We start from the raw sequence: 17,382 nt of genomic DNA on the forward strand, positions 1-17,382 counted from the left end.
CCCGCGCCATGAGCAAGAGAAAGCTGATACCACTGCTGATCTACATCCTGTTCCTGCTGGTGCCCATCTACTGGCTGCTGAACATGTCGTTCAAGAGCAACACCGAGATCCTCGGCAGCCTGACCCTGTGGCCCCACGATTTCACTTTCCAGAACTATAAGGTGATCTTCACCGACCCAAGCTGGTACACCGGTTACCTGAACTCGCTGTACTACGTGAGCCTGAACACGGTGATTTCCCTGGGCGTGGCGCTGCCGGCGGCCTATGCGTTTTCCCGCTACCGGTTTTTGGGGGACAAGCACCTGTTCTTCTGGTTGCTCACCAACCGCATGGCGCCTCCGGCGGTGTTCCTGCTGCCGTTCTTCCAGCTGTATTCGTCCATCGGGCTGTTCGACACCCATATTGCCGTGGCCTTGGCCCATTGCCTGTTCAACGTACCGCTGGCGGTGTGGATCCTCGAAGGCTTCATGTCGGGGGTGCCGAAAGAAATTGACGAGACCGCCTACATTGACGGCTACAGTTTCCCCAAGTTCTTCGCCAAGATCTTCATTCCGTTGATTGGCTCGGGCATCGGTGTCACGGCGTTCTTCTGCTTCATGTTTTCCTGGGTCGAATTGCTGCTGGCGCGCACGTTGACGTCGGTCAATGCCAAGCCGATCGCGGCGGTCATGACCCGTACCGTGTCGGCCTCCGGTATCGATTGGGGCGTGCTGGCGGCGGCGGGGGTGTTGACCATCCTGCCGGGCATGCTGGTGATCTGGTTCGTTCGCAACCACGTGGCCAAGGGCTTTGCCCTGGGCCGGGTCTGAGGAGTCGATGATGGAATGGATGAATTGGACCGCCCCCACGGCGGTGTTCTTTGGGGTCATTGCCTTGCTGCTGGCAGGCATGACCACGTGGGAACTGCGTTCGCCGAGTATCCCTCGGCGGGGTTTCCTGCCGATTGCCACCACCCGTGGCGATCGGTTGTTTATCGGTCTTCTCGGTAGCGCCTATCTGCATCTGCTGGTAGTTGGCGTTACCGACTGGAGCATCTGGATAGCGTTCGCGTTGTCCTTGGTGTGGCTGTTGGCAGTGATGCGGTGGGGCTAAGTGGTCTGTGTGGCTAATTCGAGTACTCAAATTAACCGTACAGGCCACGTCGAAGGTTCGACGACCAGGCTCTTAAACCCAAACAGGAGGTCTCTATGTTCGATAAAAACAATAAGCTGCGACATAGCGTTTCATTGGCAGCCGTGCTGGCACTCAGCGGGTTGAGTGCTTCGGCCTGGGCCGACGCCTATGAAGACGCCGCTAAAAAATGGATCGGCAGTGAATTCAAGCCGTCAACCCTGACAGCCGATCAACAGCTCGAAGAACTCAAGTGGTTCATCAAGGCGTCCCAGCCGTTTCGCGGCATGAAAATCAACGTGGTGTCGGAAACCATCGCCACCCACGAATATGAATCCAAGGTGCTGGCCAAGGCTTTCAGCGAAATCACCGGGATCCAGCTGACCCACGACCTGCTGCAGGAAGGCGACGTGGTGGAGAAGCTGCAGACCCAGATGCAGTCGGATAAAAATATCTATGACGGCTGGGTCAACGACTCGGACCTGATTGGCACGCACTTTCGCTACGGCAAGACTGAATCGATCACCGACCTGATGGCCAACGAAGGCAAGGACTTCACTTCGCCGACACTGGACCTCAAGGATTTTATCGGTACATCGTTCACCACTGCGCCGGATGGCAAGCTCTATCAACTGCCTGACCAGCAGTTTGCCAACCTGTACTGGTTCCGCGCCGACTGGTTCGAGCGCCCCGAGCTGAAGGCCAAGTTCAAGGAAAAATACGGCTACGAGCTGGGTGTCCCGGTGAACTGGTCAGCCTATGAAGACATCGCCAAATTCTTCTCCGAAGACGTCAAGGAGATTGACGGCAAGCGCGTCTACGGGCACATGGACTACGGCAAGAAAGACCCATCCCTGGGCTGGCGCTTCACCGATGCCTGGTTCTCCATGGCCGGTGGCGGCGACAAAGGATTGCCCAACGGCTTGCCGGTGGATGAGTGGGGCATTCGTGTCGAAGACTGCCATCCGGTTGGTTCCAGCGTGACCCGCGGCGGCGATACCAACGGCCCCGCAGCCGTATTCGCCACCACCAAATACGTGGAGTGGATGAAGAAATACGCGCCACCGGAAGCGGCGGGCATGACCTTCTCCGAATCCGGGCCGGTACCGTCCCAGGGCAACATCGCCCAGCAAATCTTCTGGTACACCGCTTTCACGGCTGACATGACCAAGCCGGGCTTGCCTGTCATGAACGCCGATGGCACGCCGAAATGGCGCATGGCGCCATCGCCGCGCGGTCCATACTGGGAAGAGGGCATGAAGCTGGGCTATCAGGACGTGGGTTCCTGGACCTTCCTCAAGTCCACGCCTGAGAAGCAGCGATTGGCGGCCTGGCTCTACGCGCAGTTCGTGACGTCGAAAACCGTGTCGCTGAAGAAAACCATCGTTGGCCTGACGCCGATTCGTGAGTCGGACATCAATTCCCAGGCCTTGACCGACCTGGCGCCGAAACTCGGTGGCCTGGTGGAGTTCTACCGCAGCCCGGCCCGCGTGCAATGGACCCCGACCGGGACCAACGTGCCGGACTATCCACGGCTTGCACAACTGTGGTGGAGCCACATCGCCGAAGCTGCCAGCGGCGAGAAGACCCCGCAACAGGCGCTCGATGGGTTGGCCAAGGATCAGGACGCGATCATGACCCGTCTGGAACGCTCCAAGGCCCAGGCCACCTGCGCACCGAAAATGAACCCCGAGCGCGACGCGCAATACTGGTTCGACCAACCGGGCGCTCCAAAGCCGAAACTGGCGAACGAGAAGCCTAAAGGCGAAACGGTGAACTACAACGAGCTGCTGAAATCGTGGGAGGCGGCGCGTAAGTAAAACGGCATCTGCAATGAATGAACGGCACCGAAAGGTGCCGTTTTTGTTCCTGCGTTGCAGGTAAACGCAATCCTTGTGGGAGCGAGCTTGCTCGCGAAGACGTCGGCACATCCCACATCGATGCAAACTGACCCACCGCTATCGCGAGCAAGCCCCCACCGGTTTTGTGTGCATTAACCCGCCTTGGCCGCCCCGCCCAGGGGTTGTCCGGCCACGGGCGATGGCTTGGCGGTCATCAAAGCATCCAGCGCCTGCCGGTAGGTTCTGCCCGCCAGGCTCATGCTGTTGTTGTGAGTGGCGCCAGGGACCAGTAACAGACGCTTGGGCTCCTGGGCGGCGTTGTACAGTTGTTCGCTGAAACGCGGCGGTACGTAGCGATCGGCGGAGCCGTGCACCACCAGCAGTGGCATGTTGATCTCGCCGATTTTGTCGATGGAGTCGAACTTCTGCGACAGCAGCCAGCGTACCGGCAAGGACGTGTCCGCCATGGCGGTGGCGACATCGCCCAGGGACGTGAACGTGGATTCGATGATCAGGCCTCGGGCCGGCACGACACTGCCGTTCTTCGCCGCCTTCTGGCCGAGTTCCGCCGCGAGATCCACCGCGACGGCACCCCCCAGGGAATGACCATAGATCAGCCGCCGGGCCGGGTCCGGTTGCAGCACTTCAAGACGCTTCCAGGCGATGCGCGCGTCTTCATAGACGCTGGCTTCCGACGGCAGATCCCCATGACTTTTACCGAAGCCACGGTAGTCGATAGCCAGTACCGAAAAACCCAGGGCCCGCAACTGCTGGATACGAAACAACTGCCCGGTCAGGTTCCAGCGCACCCCATGCAGATACAAAATCGCCGGCGCGTTCTTGCGTTCGGCCGGCCACCACCAGCCGTGGATATTGTCCCTGGCCTTGAAGCTTTTGGGCTTGAGATCGAACTCCTGCACACTGCTCGGCAAGCCACTGAACCAGCGCGCGGTTCCCGGCTCGATCCGAAATACCAGCTCCCGCTCCTTGTGCTGCAACACGCTGCAGCCCACCGGCAGCCCGACCACCATCATGGTCATGATCAGGAAAGCCAACCAGCGCTGCCGAAGGCGGGAGAGTAAAAGTGAAGGCATCGACGCGATTCGCTACTCGAGACTGAAGCTGCTTTTTATCAGATTCGCTCGACGGGTGGAGGGATTTTGGATAGCCGTTGGCGGCTGCCTGGACGTGTGGCGAGGGAGCGAGCCGTCTCGCCACACGATAAATCACTGCACATCCCCATACTCGGCCAGCAGCAACACCGGTGCCATCCCGCCATACGCCACCTTCGGTACTCCGGCCAGACGGCTGTGCAGCACGTGGGTCAGTGAGTTTCCCGGCACCAGGCTGGCATCACCAAAATCCCCATCCAGGTGCAGCGGATGAACGATGACTTCCAGCGAACCGTACTCCGGTGGCGCGGCGTGATGCAGGTCGGCCGGTGTGCAGACGTAGTCGGCCGTGGCTCCGCACAGGTTGCGCAGGCGACGGTTGAGCAGAGTCTTGAAGATGCGCTTGGGCAGGTTCAGGTTCGCTCCCAGGTTGCGCGCCAGTCGAATGGGCACGCCCTGTCGGGCCGCGAAGCGGGCCACCAGTTCGCCGATGGGCCAGATGTTGTGCACGTGTTGATGGGAGTCGAGGTGGCTTGGGCGCAAGCCATGGTCGAGGCAGCACTGCCATTGTGCCTGCAGTTCGTCTTCCACGGCCGCCAAGTCCTTTGCGCCCAGGCGCAGGCGATAGCGCGACAGGTTCAGGTCGAACTCGCCATGGGTGTCGCAAAACGCCGCTCGTGATGCGATCGCCTTGCCCTGCGGCGAGCCGTAACTGAGATTGAAGTGCAGGCCGATGCGCCCGTTGAGCAACGGATGTCGGGCCATTTCACAGGCTTGCTCGAACCCCGGCATGTTGGCCATGGCTGTGGCGGAACTGATCACACCCGCCTCGAAAGCCTGCAGGATCAGCGCATTTTCGCTGAAGCTGAGCCCGAAGTCGTCAGCGTTGACGATCACTTGGCGGGGCATCCTCATTCTCCTGGTGCTTGGGGGTAGATGATGCTGTCGTTGTCGTGGTTTGTCCGGCAGGGCGTTTGCGCAGTAATGGCTTGAGGCTTTTCCACAGGCGCAAGCCGAATCCCAGGAGCAAGCCTGCGGGCTGCCACGAATAGAAACTCCAGCGCCAGTGCTCCAGTTGTCCGGTCATGCGTTCATGCAGTTGATGACTGGAATTCTCCAGGCTGACCCGCGATGCGTCGATCCACCGCCAGTTGTCGTCCAACCCCCAGCGAATCCACTCTTCGAGCAGCACCCGGCCACTGCCCAGGTCGGCATGCTGCGGCACAAATGCCAGGTTGTAGTCGTACAGTCGCCCCTGGTCCAGCAGCCCCAGGCGGTAACTGATGCAGCGACCGTCCAGCTCCAGCATCACCACCCGCACCAGGCCCTCGGCGGCAAGGGCGGTGAAGGCGTGGTTCATCCATTGTCGACGCCTGGGATCGGCGAAGATGCCGACACCTTCTTCGCCTTTCCAACTCACCGCCTCGACTTCGGCAAGGTCGTGCAACAGCAGGCCCATGCTGATGGCATCGGGCGTCACCCGGCGAATCTGGGCACCACAGGCGGCGATGCGCTTGCGCGCCCGGCGCAACTTGTAGCGCGGGTCTCCGGAAATTTCCTGGTGGTCGCTGTCGCTGATCAAATGCACCGGCACCCGGCAACTCAGGCGTCGCTCTCCGGTCGAACTGAGCGCCATCCAGGCGCTGAGGACGCTTCCTTCACCCACCGGTTCGGTGACTTCGTTCAATTGCAGCAGCGCATGGGGCAGGTGCTGACGGATCTGCATCAGCGCCTGGCTCATGCCCTCGGCGTCCAGGCGCACCAACAGGGCAATACGATCGGCCAATGGGTAGCCCAGGTGACGCAACACCCGGAACCGCAGGCCACCGATGCGTTCACGTGCCGATACCAAAGGCAGGCACAGGCACAGCGTCTGGTCTTGCCAGCCCAGCAACACATGCACTTGCTGGTCCGGCAGCAGGGCAAACTCCGCCGCCTGCAGCCAGGCCAGGGTGTTGAAGGGGGTCGCGTCGGGCACCTGGGTTCGCAGCTGTTCATAAGCCGTTATCGGAAAGTCCGCGGCGCCCAGGGAGCGACACCATTGGAATCGGACCGCCATGGACGTCAGGCAGCCGCAGTCGATGTAACCGGCTGAGCCGGTTTACGAAAGCCGTCCAGTACTGAGTCGCGGTAGAACGTGTCGCGGAAAAACCGCCAGCGACCGAACAAACGATAGACGTGGGTGATCTTGCCGCGTTCCTGGAAGCCCATGCGCAGGTGCATTTTGATCGCCGGGATGTTTTGCAAGTCGCAGACATCGACCATCATGTTGCAACCTTTGCCCGCCATGACTTTCCACACCTCCAGCTGCATGTCCGCCGACATCGCGGAGCCCCAGTAGGCACGGATCATCTCGCCGCCGAACTGAAAGTACTCGCCGGGGCTGATCGGGAACGTGCAGCCATAGAAATGGCGGTCGAAATAGTCTCGCATACTGCCCCAGGCGAAACCGACTGTGTCGCCCTGGTCATCCAGGTACATCAAGCCTGTGTAGCCTTCGGCTGCCAGCTCGCGCATGGTTTCGACGCGGTCGCCGAAATGCCGGGCAAAAGCGTCGGCATTGCTGGTCGTGATGAACTCCAGGCGCATCGGTGGGTAGGGTTTGAGGTTATGCGGCGGTAGCGGGGTCCGCACATCGTGCTCCAGCCACACCAGTTCAGAATGGGAAAACAGGTAGCGGCGCAGCAGTTGTTTGAGCACGGCGCGCAGGCCTTTCTTCTGGATGCGATCACGCAGTTTTTGCAGAACGTTCATGGTGCCTCCTGATGGGTGGCAGGTTGGGGAGAAGAGGATGCGGTCCAACTCAGGGCAAACAGGGTTTCCCCGGGCAAGAGAAAACGGATCTGTCCGGCCTCGCAATTGAAGGCGGCGCTTTGGCTGCGGTTGTCGGGGCCGAAATACACCAGCTCGGCGTTCACCTGGGGACAGAACGCGCCATCCAGGCTGACCTGTTGTGGGCGCGTGCTTTTGTTCACGCCCAACAGGGTGCGCCTGGCATCGCTGGCCATGGCCAGCACGTCGACTTCAAAGGCGTCGTTATCCAGGCGCAGTACCTGGTCGAGCCAATGCTGCTGGATGAACTGCTGCGCCAGGCCCACCGGCTTGAGTTCGAAGCGCTGGTTTTCCAGCACGCGGACCATGCCTTTCGGGTACTCCGGCTCGTCGGCGGACTGGAACCAGTTGAGCATGTCCAACAGGCCATCCGCAGAGGCGTTGATCACCACGGAGGTCCACCACAGGGCGGCGTAGTGGGTTTCTTGATCGTAGGGGCTCAGGCTCGAGCCGCTGGATATATTGGTCTGGTCCAGTAGCAAAGCCTTGCGCGGTCGCCCGTTGTTATCCAGGCCCACCAGGTCGGCGGCCCGGCGCACGCTGTTGCGGTAGACCCGGGTAGCCAGCAGATCGCGGATCATCCATTCATGCCAGGCCAGGGCGTCGACCTGGTCGCCGAATTTGGCCAGCAAGCGCTGCGCCCAGTCGATGCCGCGCTTGTCAGCAGCGTTTTCGGCCAAGGGGCCATTGGTGAACCGCGAGCTGGCCGGGATGGCGATGCGCACCCCGGCGCGGGCGTTGGCGGGATTGGCGCGGACCTGGTCGGCCATGCTCTCGAACAGTTGCTGGTAGCTGGCGAAGTCGGCGTAGTTGAGGTTCGGCTCATCGGCGAAGCTGAGGTAGTGCAGGCCTTTGCCGCCCATGGCGCGGGTCGATTGGAGCCAGGCCTGCAAGCCACTCATGCTGATCCGGTCGGCTCGCAGGTCGGCCTGGCGTTGGCTGCCGGCCAGCAGGGTGATGTCCCGGGTGATGCCGAAGCGGTCCTGGTACAGGCGCCGGAAACGATCTTCGTAGTCCGGTTTGCCGGCGGTGATATCCACCAGGCTGTAATAAGTCGCCGCCTGGGGTTTGAGCGCCTCGATGACGGCGTAACTGGACGGCGGCGGCATGACGTAGGGCAGGGAAATCCCCAGTTTGGGTGTCGGTCCGAGGACATTGTTGACAAGGGTCAGGCGGACCTGCCCTGGGTCCTGGCGCAGCGGTTGCAGTTGCGCCGGGGTCTGGGCGAACAGGTTCGCGGTGCCGTCCAGCCAGAACGCGACCTTGCCATTGCCCTGCAAATGCAGGCGCCAGATTTGCTCGACGTTGGCGACGGGCAGGGCCACTTGATCGAATTGCCAATAGGCACGGTACGGTTTGAGGGCCAGCGTTAGCTCTTTGTTGTCGCCCACGCGTCGGGCTTGCAGGCCGCGCACGCCGCCGTGGAACTTGCCCGCCAACACCGCCTGTTCACCGGGCTGCACTTTGAAATACAACTCATCACCGTCGTGGGCTTCGGCACTGAAGTGCACCTTGGCCGGGGAGAACAGGGCCCGGGTGCGGGCATCGTGCTCGATGGCGTAGCGGCGGAAGCTGTAGCCGGGAATCTCCAGTCGATAACTGGCGGCCCCAGGTAGCAACGGCCATTGCTGCTCGCCACGTTCCTGGTCTGCCTTGATCAAACGCTCACCCACCAGGTGGCCCTGACCGTTGAGCAGGTACAGGTGTTCTGTATTGGCGTCGGCCTGCCAGGCCGGCACCCAGCGCACGGTCAGGCTGTCCGGCCGGTCGGTCTGCAGGTACAGGCTGCCGTCGCGGATACCGGTCCAGGCCATGGACGCGCCCTGGGCTGAAGATGCCAAAAACCAAAGACACAGGCACGAGGCAATATGTGGGAGCGGGCGTGCTCGCGAAGAGGGTGTCAGATCCAACATCACTGCAAGCTGACCCAGCGCTTTCGCGAGCAAGCCCGCTCCCACAGGGACATCGCTAAACCCTGTGGGAGCGAGTCTGCTCGCGATGGCAGATGGAGGGACGAAAAAACTCATGCCGATTTTCCCATCAGCATCTGGCGCATCGGCAGCAAATCACTGGGCAGGATGATCAGCGTCTGCCACAGCGCCACGCCGCTCAGACGGCAATATATCGTCAGCAGCGCCAGGGTCACGCCCAGGTAGGCAATCGAAGACGCCGCGGCGGCCCCGACGATGCCATAGCGTGGAATCAGGATCAGGTTCAGCGCCAGGTTCAACAATGCGCCCACCCCCATCAGCAGCGACACCGTGCCGGGCCGATCTTTTCCCAGCAGGTCCAGGCGCAGGATGCTCGCATAGCACAGCCCGAACAGCCCCGGCAGCAAGGCGAGCAAGGCCGGGTAAGCCGGCTGGTAGGCAACGCCGAACAAGGTGACGATCAGCCATTCACCGATCAGCGCCATGCCCAGGCAGGCGCCGAGCATCACCGTGGCGGTCAGGCGCAGGGCCAGGGGCGTCAGGCGCTGCATGTCGCGGTCCTGCTGCAGCAGGCGTTTCATCAGCGGCGTGGTCACGGCTTCCGGCACGATCAACAGCAGCTCGGCGGCGGCGCTGGCCATGGCGTAGTGACCCAGTGCCGTGCTGCCCAACAGGGCTCCGATGAACAAGTAATCCGAGCGCAGCATCACCTGCTGGAACAGCAGGTCCGGATGACTGCGGGCGCCGTAGCGCAGCAGCTCGTTCTGACCGGCGCGATCCCATTGCAAGGTGACGTCCTGGCCCCGCCGCAGCCAGACCCAACCGGCCAGCACCACCAGGCTCAGGCCCGCCAGCCAACTGATCAGCGCCGCTTCCAGGGCCGCGTCTTTCCACAACCAGAACAACGCCAGGAACAGCACCAGGGGGGCCAGGGACTCCATCAGGCGCAAGGCATTGAAGGCACCCACGCCGCCGGAAGCGTTGTGCAGCGTCAACAGGCCGCTCTTGAGCACGGTCAACGGCACGGCCAGCAACAGCAACCAGGCCAGCAATCCCAATTGCGTGGTGATGTCCAGTTGCGCGCCGAACTCGCGCGCCAGTGCCACCACCACGATTGTCAGCAACCCGGCCAACAGGCAGCCAAAGACCAGTACCTGGCTGAGCAATAAACCCATCGAACGCTGCTGCGCCGCCTGATAACCCACGGCGGAATTCAGGCCACCGCTGGTGGCGGCGCTGATCAGGTCCGGCAGGGTGCTGAGCAGTGCAAACAACCCGCGCTCACTGGGCCCCAGAATCCGTGCCAGCAATACGTTGCGAAGCAGGCGCAGGCCGATCATCGCCAGGCGCGTGCCCATGCTCAGCAGCAGGTGTTTGAGGTAATGAGCGCGGCTCATGGGTGTGTCCCTCGGCGAATGCGCCAGGCCAGCAATTCAGGATGTTGGGCATTGCGCTGGCTGACGCCGAAGCGCGGCAGGTTCAATGGATCGCCGTCGTGGCGATACAGCCCGGTCTCGGTGCCCAGGCCGAACGCATAACCGTGGGCCGCGACGAACTGGCGCACCCGCTCGTCGTTATCGCCGTTGGGGTAGCAATACACCGGCAGTGGTTGGGCGCAGCCATTTTCCAGGGCGGTCCGGCTGCGGGTCAGTTCTTCGTGCAGGCGCTGGTCATCCAGCCCGGTGAGAATCGCGTGGCTGGCGCCATGGGGACCGAAGCGGATCAGCCCGGAGTCTTCCAGCATGCGCACCTGGGACCAGTTCAGGGCCTGGGGCTGGGAACCGGGCGGGCAGGCTTGGGTGAGGTCGCTCAACACCTGGGGTTCGAGGGTCTTGAGGCTTTGCAGGTAGTGCAGCAGCGACAGGCTGCGGCGCTCGACGTCCAAGTCATCGAGCATCACCGGCAAGGGCTTGCCGACGTGTTGCAAGTGCTCGATCAGCGAATGCCGCGCCACTTGGCCGTGGCTGCCCCACAGGGTTTCGCCGATGCTCTCCCACCAGAAGTGCTGGCGGCTGCCGATGAAATCGGTGGACAGGAAAATACTCGCCGGCACCTGATATTGGCGCAGCAGGGGAAACGCATTCACCGCGTTGTCGCGCCAGCCGTCATCGAAGGTCAGGGCCACCCGCGGACGGTTTGGAACGCTTTCCGGGTCGGCCAGCAACAGGCTCATCAGCGGCACGCATTCGAAGTACCGTTGCAACCAGATCAGCAGGTGCTCGAAGGCTTCAGGTCCCACGCACAGCTCGTTGCGATGGGGCAGTTCGGCTGCCCGGTCGTTGGTCAATACACGGTGCAGCATCAGGATCACGCCGGCGCCACGCAGCGGGCCGCGACCCAGTGAGGTGTTCAGGTAGAGCCAGCCGCCGGTGCGCTTGAAGACCTGTTTGATTGACATCGGCCATTCTCCTTAGCGGTTCTGTTCCGGATTCCATTGGCTGTAGCGTTGGCCGCGCAGGAACTGCCACAGACCGATGCTCATGCCCACCAGTGTTACCAGTACGAATGCGGCCAGGCGAAAGGGCCGGGGCAGGCGATGACCGGCGTCCAGCAATCCGGCCAGCGCCATGGTGTAGCCGAGCAGTTGCCCGGCCAGGCTGAGGCGATAGAACCCATGGTCGTTCCACAGCCACACATTGCTGAGCAACAGCGGTAGCAGCAGCACCGGCGCCAGGCGGCGGATCAATTTGTGGCTGATCAGCCCGATGGCATAGAGCCCGTGACGCAGGGGATTGAGCAGCTCCCGGCGTTGGGCCAGGCTCTGCAGGCCGCCGACCGTGACCCGTTGGCGCCGGCGAAATTGCTTGTCGGCCTCGTCCACGCCCTGGTCGATGACCCGAGCCAGTGGCGCGTAGACGATGGTTTTGCCGGCCGCCGGCGCGCAGGTGCTGAGAAAGAAGTCATCGTTGACCTGCGCCGGGATCGGCTGGAACAGTTCCCGCCGCAGGGCCAGCAGGGCGCCGTCCGCCGAGACCATGCAGTCGGTGCGGCTCTCCATTTGACGCAGCCAGCCTTCGTAATGCCGATACAAGCTGTCGCCCAGGCTCAGGCCCTTGCCCGGCACGGGGATTTCCATGTGCCCGGCGCAGGCGCCGACTTCCGGATCACCCAGTGGCGCCAGCAGGTGTCCGAGGGTATCGACGGCCCATTGGTTGTCGGCATCGGTGAACACCAGGATCTCGCCACAGCTATGGGCCACGCCGGCATTGAGGGCGGCCGCCTTGCCCTGGCGTGGCAGGTCGAGCACGGTGATGCGCGGGTCGATCACCTTGCGCGCGCAGGCCACCGTGTCGTCGGTGGAGCCGTCGCTGGCGAGGATGATTTGCAGCGACTGTGCCCGATAGTCCTGGGCGAGCAAGGTCCGCAGCTTTTCTTCGATGTGCCGCGCCTCGTTGTGGGCGGCAATGACAATGCTGACGTCCATCGGTAATGCACTGCCGTAGCGCCGGATCGGAAACAGTGGCGCCAGCAGGCTCAACATCAAGGGGTAACCGAGGTAGGCGTACACCGGCAGCAACAGGCACGACCAGTAAATGAATTCAGCCACGGGCAGGCCTCCCGACGTTCCAATGACAAAGGTTGAGCAGCAACGCCGCGCCGGTCAGGTGCAGGCGCACCCCATGCAAGGCCCACAATTGCAGGGTCAAACGCGGGTCGCGCCGGCTCTGGCGCACGCTGAGAAACAAGGCCGGCAACGAGCTAACCAGCAACAGCATCAGTGCAAGGTGTGGTTGGCCTTGGAGCAGGGCGAGCAGCGCCAATAAATCCAGCCCCCAGATACCGACGGACAACGCCGGGAAGCGCAGCAGACGCAGGCTCGGGCCGTGGCTGCGCAGCAATTGCACATGACTGCCCTGGCGCCACAGTTCCTTGCTCATCCACTCGCGCCAGCTGCCTTCGAAGCCCCAGTGCAGGGCGATGCTTTCGGTGACCAACAACAATTGCGCACCAGCCTGGCGCAGGCGCAGAGAGAAATCCTTGTCTTCGCCGGTGCGCAGGGTTTCGTCGAAACCACCGACCTGTTCGAACCAGGAGCGGCGCAGCAACAGGTTGGCGCTGGGCAGCCATTGCACCCGGTGCAGCGGGCGCGAGCCCGGGCGTTGGCTGCGACGCTGCCAGGCTTCGGCGAACCATGGCGCCTGCTTGGGGGTGTCCAGGTCCAGGGCCAGTACATCGCCCTGGCTTTGCAACTCCAGCAACAGCTTGAGCCAATCGGCCGGCATTTCGATGTCGGCATCGATGAACGCCAGCCACTCGCCATGGGCGATGGCGGCGCCACGGTTGCGCAGGGCACCGATGTGCACGCCTGGCACGATCAGCACCCGCGCGCCCAGTTCGTTGGCGATGCGCGGGCCATGGTCGTCGGAACCGTTGTCCACCACGATCAACTCGCATTCCAGCTGCGCCTGGCGAGCGGCTTCCCGGGCCGCCAGCAACGTGCGGCCGATGTGTCGAGCCTCGTTGTACATCGGGATCACAATGCTCACACGGCTCATGGACGGGCCTCCTGTGGCGCGGCCTGTTCGGCGTCGTAGCGCAACACGCTGGTGAGGGCGAGCATGATCCAGAGCAACTTATGGTTCGGCGCACTGAGGAACATCAAAAACAGCGTCAGCGACAGGAAGCTCATGCCCAAGTGCGTCAGCAGGTCCGCCTGTACCCAGTCCCGGCGTTGCAACCAGAGCTGGCGGGCGCGTAGCAGGTTGTACAGGCCCAGGCCCAGCATGCCGACGAACATCAGCCCGCCCGGGACGCCAATTTCGCTGAAAATTTCCAAATAGGTGTTGTGGGCCCGGCGATACAGATCCCCCAACTTGCGATTGGCCGAGAACGCCTTGGCGTAGCCGGTGGGCGCGTAGTGCAGCGGGAAAGTCCCGGGGCCTGTGCCCAGCACCGGATGCTCGCGGATCATCTGGCTGCCGACCAGGATGTACGAGGCGCGGCGGCCCAGGGATTCATCCTGGTGGGCGCTGGCGCCGGCGCTGAGGATGCTCAATGACTGGATGCGGGCGACGTAGCCGGCCGGCATCACCGCGATCGCCAGGGGGATCACAATCGCCAGCCCGAGCATGGCAAAGCCCAGGTGCCGCGGCCGGATACGCGGCAGCTGCGCGCGGTAGTGATACAAGCCGATCATCAGGCTGAGCATCAACACCACCAGGCCCGAGCGCGATTCGGTCTTGGTCATGCCGCCCAGCAGCAGGATGAAACAGCCGCCCCAGAACAACCGGTGCAGCAGGGTCTGGCCTCGTATCACCAGCAGCAACGCCAGCGGCACGGTAAAGGCAATCAGCAGGGCAAAGGAGTTCGGGTCTTCCAGCAGGCCGGACGCACGGCCCTGGTCCTGGTATTTGGCCGAGAACATCGCCAGTACGCAGGTGGTGGTGACGCTCAATGTCACCAGGCGGCAGAACAGGTCCAGATTCAATTCGCGACCGATCAGCAGGGTGATCACGAACAGAATCAGGCCCACCGCCAGTTCGCGAAAGTGCGTGGTGGACAGGCCGAAGTTTTCCGACAGCATCAGGCTCAGGCCGTAGAGCAGCATGAAGCCGATCAGCGGACGCCAGATGTTGCTGCGCAAGCGTGCACCAGGGATCTGGTGCAAGGCCAACTGCAGCATCAGAATCAGAATCAGCGCCACGCCGAAGAATTTGCTTCCGGAAAATGCGTTCTCCTTGAACAGGCCTTCGAACGGCACCAGCGCGGCAATGCCCAGCAAGCCCCAGCTGGGCTTGCGGTACAGCGCGGCGACGCCCACCAGGCCCAGCACCGCCCCCGGCGCCAGGAACGGATAAGGGCTGGCCAGTAATGCCAGGCACACCAGGCCCAGCAGACTGACGATCGAAAGCGGGACAATCATGGACGAGCCTCCCGTGCCGTGCGGATGTAAAGCTGCGACCAGCGTTCGGCCAGCGTTCGCAGGTCGTAGCGGTCCCGTTGGGTGCGACGCGCGTTGTCGGCCAGGATCCGCGCCAGAGGCGGTTCGCTGAACAGTGTTTCGATCTGCTGGGCCAGTTCGGCGCTGTCAGCCGGGGTGGCGAGCAGGCCGTTATGGCGGTCCTGCAGCACGTCGGGAATGCCGCCGACGCCGAACGCCACTACCGGCACGCCGGCCTGCATGGCTTCGAGCAGAATCATCGGCGTGCCTTCGGTGCGCGAGCTGATCACCAGGGCGTCGAGACGACTCCACCAGGCGTTCATGTCGGTCTGGTACCCCGGCAGCTCGATGCGCGTCGGCAACCCGGCTTCGGTGATGCGCTTGAGTAGGGCCTGGCGTTCCGGACCGTCGCCGAGCATCACCGCATGCAGCGATGCGTGCCGTTGGCACAGCGGGATCATGGCGTCGAGGAACAGGTCCGGACCCTTCTCGCTGCTCAAACGGCCGACGTAGCCGACCCGCCAGCGCTGCCCGTCGTCGCGATGGGCCAGCGGTGCGTTGACCGCAGGCAGGCCGTTGGGGATCACGTCGAGCTTTTCCGCCCGCACGCTGGCCTGGCGGTGTAGCGCGGCGATGCTTTCGGCCACGCAGACCACCCGCTTGACCGAGGCGGTGCGGCACAGTTGCAAACTCAACCACGTGTAGAAACGCTGCTTGGGGCTGCGGGGCGTGAAGCCATGCTGGGTAATCACCAGCGGCAGGCGCAGCAGCGTCGCCGCCGCCCAGCCGAACAGCAGCCCCTTGAAGTTGTGGGTGTTGAGCAGCGGACGCTCATCCCGGCGTTGGCGCAAGTGCTGCAGCAGCTCGGGCCAACTGGCGCAATGGCGGCAATCGACCCCGGCCTGGCGAAAGCGCGTGATCAAGGTCGGCGGCGCCGCCAGGAACAGCACCTGGTGCTGCCCGGGCGTGGCCAGGCAATGATCGAGCAACATCCGCTCGGCCCCGTAGAAGCCGCCGCTGTCGAGCAAGTGAATGATCGACAGGGGGCTGCTGTGGTGGGTCGGGCCGAACGGCGCGTTCAATTTCGCACCCAATGGACAAGGCTGGGCAGGCTCCAGTTGCGATGCGGGTTGACCTGGTCGGGGGACTGCTCGTTGATCACCAACAGCACGGGCACATCCAGTTGTTGGGTGATTTGTGCCGGATGCTTGAAGCGATGGTCGAAGAATTCACGCACGTAGACCAGGGCAATCGCCAGCAGCATGCCGCTGAACAGGCCGAACGCGATAATCAGCATCGGCTTGGGAAATGCCGCTGCGGTCGGTTCGAACGGTGGGCTCAGGATCCGGGCGTTGGACAGGTCGTTGTCCAGCGAGCGGGCGGTGCTGCTTTCGGCGAACCGTTGGGCATAGGTGGAGAACGCCGCGTGCAGGGCATTGATCTCGGTGTCCATCTGCCGCAGCTTGCTCTGGGTTTCCTGCAACTGATGGATGCGTTCCTTGAACGCCGCGATGCGCTCGACCTTCTGGTTGATCACCGAGCTGACAACCGCCAGGTCGGTGGTGCGTTCCTGGATCCGGTTGTTCACCACTTTCAGGAACTGCTGGCGGGTCCGCACGATCTGCTCCCTAGCCAGCAGCATCGGCTCGCTGCCGGCCTGGAAGATCGCCAGGTCATTCATGTAGCGGCTGACCTGGCTGGTCAGTTGCTCGCCCAGTTGTCTGATTTCCCGGTCTTCGAAGGCAATGTTGTCCACGGTGGTGGTGAAGGTGAACGGGAAGGTGTAGTCGTTGAACCGCGAGCTGTTCGCCGCCGCCAGGCTGGTCTTGAGGTAGTCGAGCCAGCGCCGGCTTTGCAGCAGGCGATCCTGGTACAGGTTCAGGGCCTGCTCTTCGGTATTGATTGCGTTCAGGCGGAAGGTGATTTCTTCCTTGGGGTCGGATGAGCCGACGCCTTCAAGCAGCGTCAGCCGGTTACCTTCCAGACCGTCGAGGCGAGTCTGGTACTGGCTCTTTTTCTGTTCATAGAAGGCTTGCGGCAGCTCGATCGATTGCAGGTCCTGGCGGCTGGAGAGGTAGTTCTGCAGCAGTTGCGCCACGAACCGGGTGCCCTGGGCCGGGTCGCCAAAGCTGTAGACGATGGAGATGACGTTGGAGCCGGGCAGGGTCTCGATCTTCAGGTTCTCGATGGCTTCGTCGGTCAGCGTATCGAGCATCGTGTCGCGCACCGGATCGACCTCCAGCCCCAGGCCATCGCGCAGCGGGTTGATGACGTATTCGCGCAGCGGTGTTGTGAGGTAACGCTTGAGCGGTTCGCTTACCCACTTGTTGAAGATGCCCGGACTGGGCGTGTACTCGCCCTGGTCGCGCAGGGTGGCGATGGTCTGCCGGATCAGCGCGGGCGAGCGCAGGATATTGCTCTCGGTTTCCATGTCCGCCAGCGACGGTGGAATGAAGGTGGCGTTTTCCTGGTTCAGCGACGTGGTGGCGTCGCCCTGGGAGAGTTTTTTCGACTGTACGATGACCTGGGCGGTGATATCGAAGCTCTGCTTGAGCATCAACGGCAGCACCAGGGCGATCACGGCGAAGATCAGGAATACACGCTTCACCCACTGCTTGTTGGCGAAGAAGATCCTGAAGAACTCATGCAAATAGTTTTCCTTGGGGTTCATGATC

The 17,382-nt window shown here is 62.6% G+C and carries 15 protein-coding genes; 3 read left to right on the forward strand and 12 right to left on the reverse strand.

The genetic code is table 11. From position 1 onward, the window contains the following. The first annotated feature begins 8 nt into the window (after nt 1-8). From ACWNZ1_RS27170 to ACWNZ1_RS27180, 3 genes are all read left to right on the forward strand, one after another. Nucleotides 9-809, forward strand: a complete 801-nt coding sequence (locus tag ACWNZ1_RS27170; RefSeq protein ID WP_135846261.1) for a carbohydrate ABC transporter permease — start codon at nt 9-11, stop codon at nt 807-809. Between the two features lie 10 nt (nt 810-819). Beyond that, a complete protein-coding gene (locus ACWNZ1_RS27175) occupies nt 820-1,092 on the forward strand; it encodes a DUF2160 domain-containing protein (protein WP_135846260.1) in 273 nt (90 codons plus the stop codon). A 95-nt stretch (nt 1,093-1,187) separates the two neighbouring features. Next, entirely contained in the window at nt 1,188-2,930 is a 1,743-nt protein-coding gene (locus tag ACWNZ1_RS27180; RefSeq protein ID WP_135846259.1) for an ABC transporter substrate-binding protein, read from the forward strand. Between the two features lie 173 nt (nt 2,931-3,103). Here ACWNZ1_RS27180 and ACWNZ1_RS27185 read toward each other — a convergent pair whose 3' ends face one another. From ACWNZ1_RS27185 to ACWNZ1_RS27240, 12 genes are all read right to left on the reverse strand, one after another. Continuing rightward, nucleotides 3,104-4,045, reverse strand: a complete 942-nt coding sequence (locus ACWNZ1_RS27185; protein WP_256453450.1) for an alpha/beta hydrolase — start codon at nt 4,043-4,045, stop codon at nt 3,104-3,106. Between the two features lie 132 nt (nt 4,046-4,177). Continuing rightward, a complete protein-coding gene (locus ACWNZ1_RS27190) occupies nt 4,178-4,972 on the reverse strand; it encodes a ChbG/HpnK family deacetylase (protein WP_135846257.1) in 795 nt (264 codons plus the stop codon). Beyond that, on the reverse strand, nt 4,944-6,122 hold the full coding sequence (locus tag ACWNZ1_RS27195) for a GNAT family N-acetyltransferase (protein WP_280944219.1): 1,179 nt from the start codon (nt 6,120-6,122) through the stop codon (nt 4,944-4,946). The genes ACWNZ1_RS27190 and ACWNZ1_RS27195 overlap by 29 nt, the downstream gene beginning before the upstream one ends. 5 nt (nt 6,123-6,127) lie before the next feature. Beyond that, a complete protein-coding gene (locus ACWNZ1_RS27200; protein WP_135846255.1) occupies nt 6,128-6,817 on the reverse strand; it encodes a GNAT family N-acetyltransferase in 690 nt (229 codons plus the stop codon). Next, complete coding sequence (locus ACWNZ1_RS27205; RefSeq protein ID WP_456027985.1) at nt 6,814-8,709, reverse strand: hypothetical protein; 1,896 nt, start codon at nt 8,707-8,709, stop codon at nt 6,814-6,816. Before ACWNZ1_RS27205 ends, ACWNZ1_RS27200 begins: the two co-directional genes overlap by 4 nt. A 209-nt stretch (nt 8,710-8,918) precedes the next feature. Next, a complete protein-coding gene (locus ACWNZ1_RS27210; RefSeq protein WP_135846253.1) occupies nt 8,919-10,223 on the reverse strand; it encodes a lipopolysaccharide biosynthesis protein in 1,305 nt (434 codons plus the stop codon). After that, nucleotides 10,220-11,224 (reverse strand): polysaccharide deacetylase family protein, encoded by a 1,005-nt coding sequence (locus ACWNZ1_RS27215; RefSeq protein ID WP_135846252.1) that lies wholly within the window; start codon nt 11,222-11,224, stop codon nt 10,220-10,222. The genes ACWNZ1_RS27210 and ACWNZ1_RS27215 overlap by 4 nt, the downstream gene beginning before the upstream one ends. Nucleotides 11,225-11,236: 12 nt before the next feature. Beyond that, the gene (locus ACWNZ1_RS27220) at nt 11,237-12,373 is read right to left on the reverse strand and encodes a glycosyltransferase family 2 protein (RefSeq protein ID WP_135846251.1); all 1,137 of its coding nucleotides are present in this window, start codon (nt 12,371-12,373) and stop codon (nt 11,237-11,239) included. Next, a complete protein-coding gene (locus tag ACWNZ1_RS27225; RefSeq protein ID WP_135846250.1) occupies nt 12,366-13,322 on the reverse strand; it encodes a glycosyltransferase in 957 nt (318 codons plus the stop codon). The genes ACWNZ1_RS27220 and ACWNZ1_RS27225 overlap by 8 nt, the downstream gene beginning before the upstream one ends. Then, nucleotides 13,319-14,689, reverse strand: a complete 1,371-nt coding sequence (locus tag ACWNZ1_RS27230) for an O-antigen ligase family protein (RefSeq protein ID WP_135846249.1) — start codon at nt 14,687-14,689, stop codon at nt 13,319-13,321. The genes ACWNZ1_RS27225 and ACWNZ1_RS27230 overlap by 4 nt, the downstream gene beginning before the upstream one ends. Next, nucleotides 14,686-15,789 carry a glycosyltransferase family 4 protein gene (locus ACWNZ1_RS27235; RefSeq protein ID WP_280944215.1) on the reverse strand — a complete coding sequence of 368 codons (1,104 nt, stop codon included), beginning with the start codon at nt 15,787-15,789 and terminating at the stop codon, nt 14,686-14,688. Before ACWNZ1_RS27235 ends, ACWNZ1_RS27230 begins: the two co-directional genes overlap by 4 nt. Next, on the reverse strand, nt 15,786-17,378 hold the full coding sequence (locus tag ACWNZ1_RS27240) for a GumC family protein (RefSeq protein ID WP_135846247.1): 1,593 nt from the start codon (nt 17,376-17,378) through the stop codon (nt 15,786-15,788). Before ACWNZ1_RS27240 ends, ACWNZ1_RS27235 begins: the two co-directional genes overlap by 4 nt. Nucleotides 17,379-17,382: the final 4 nt, after the last annotated feature.

Source organism: Pseudomonas sp. CFBP 5748, from assembly GCF_053850495.1.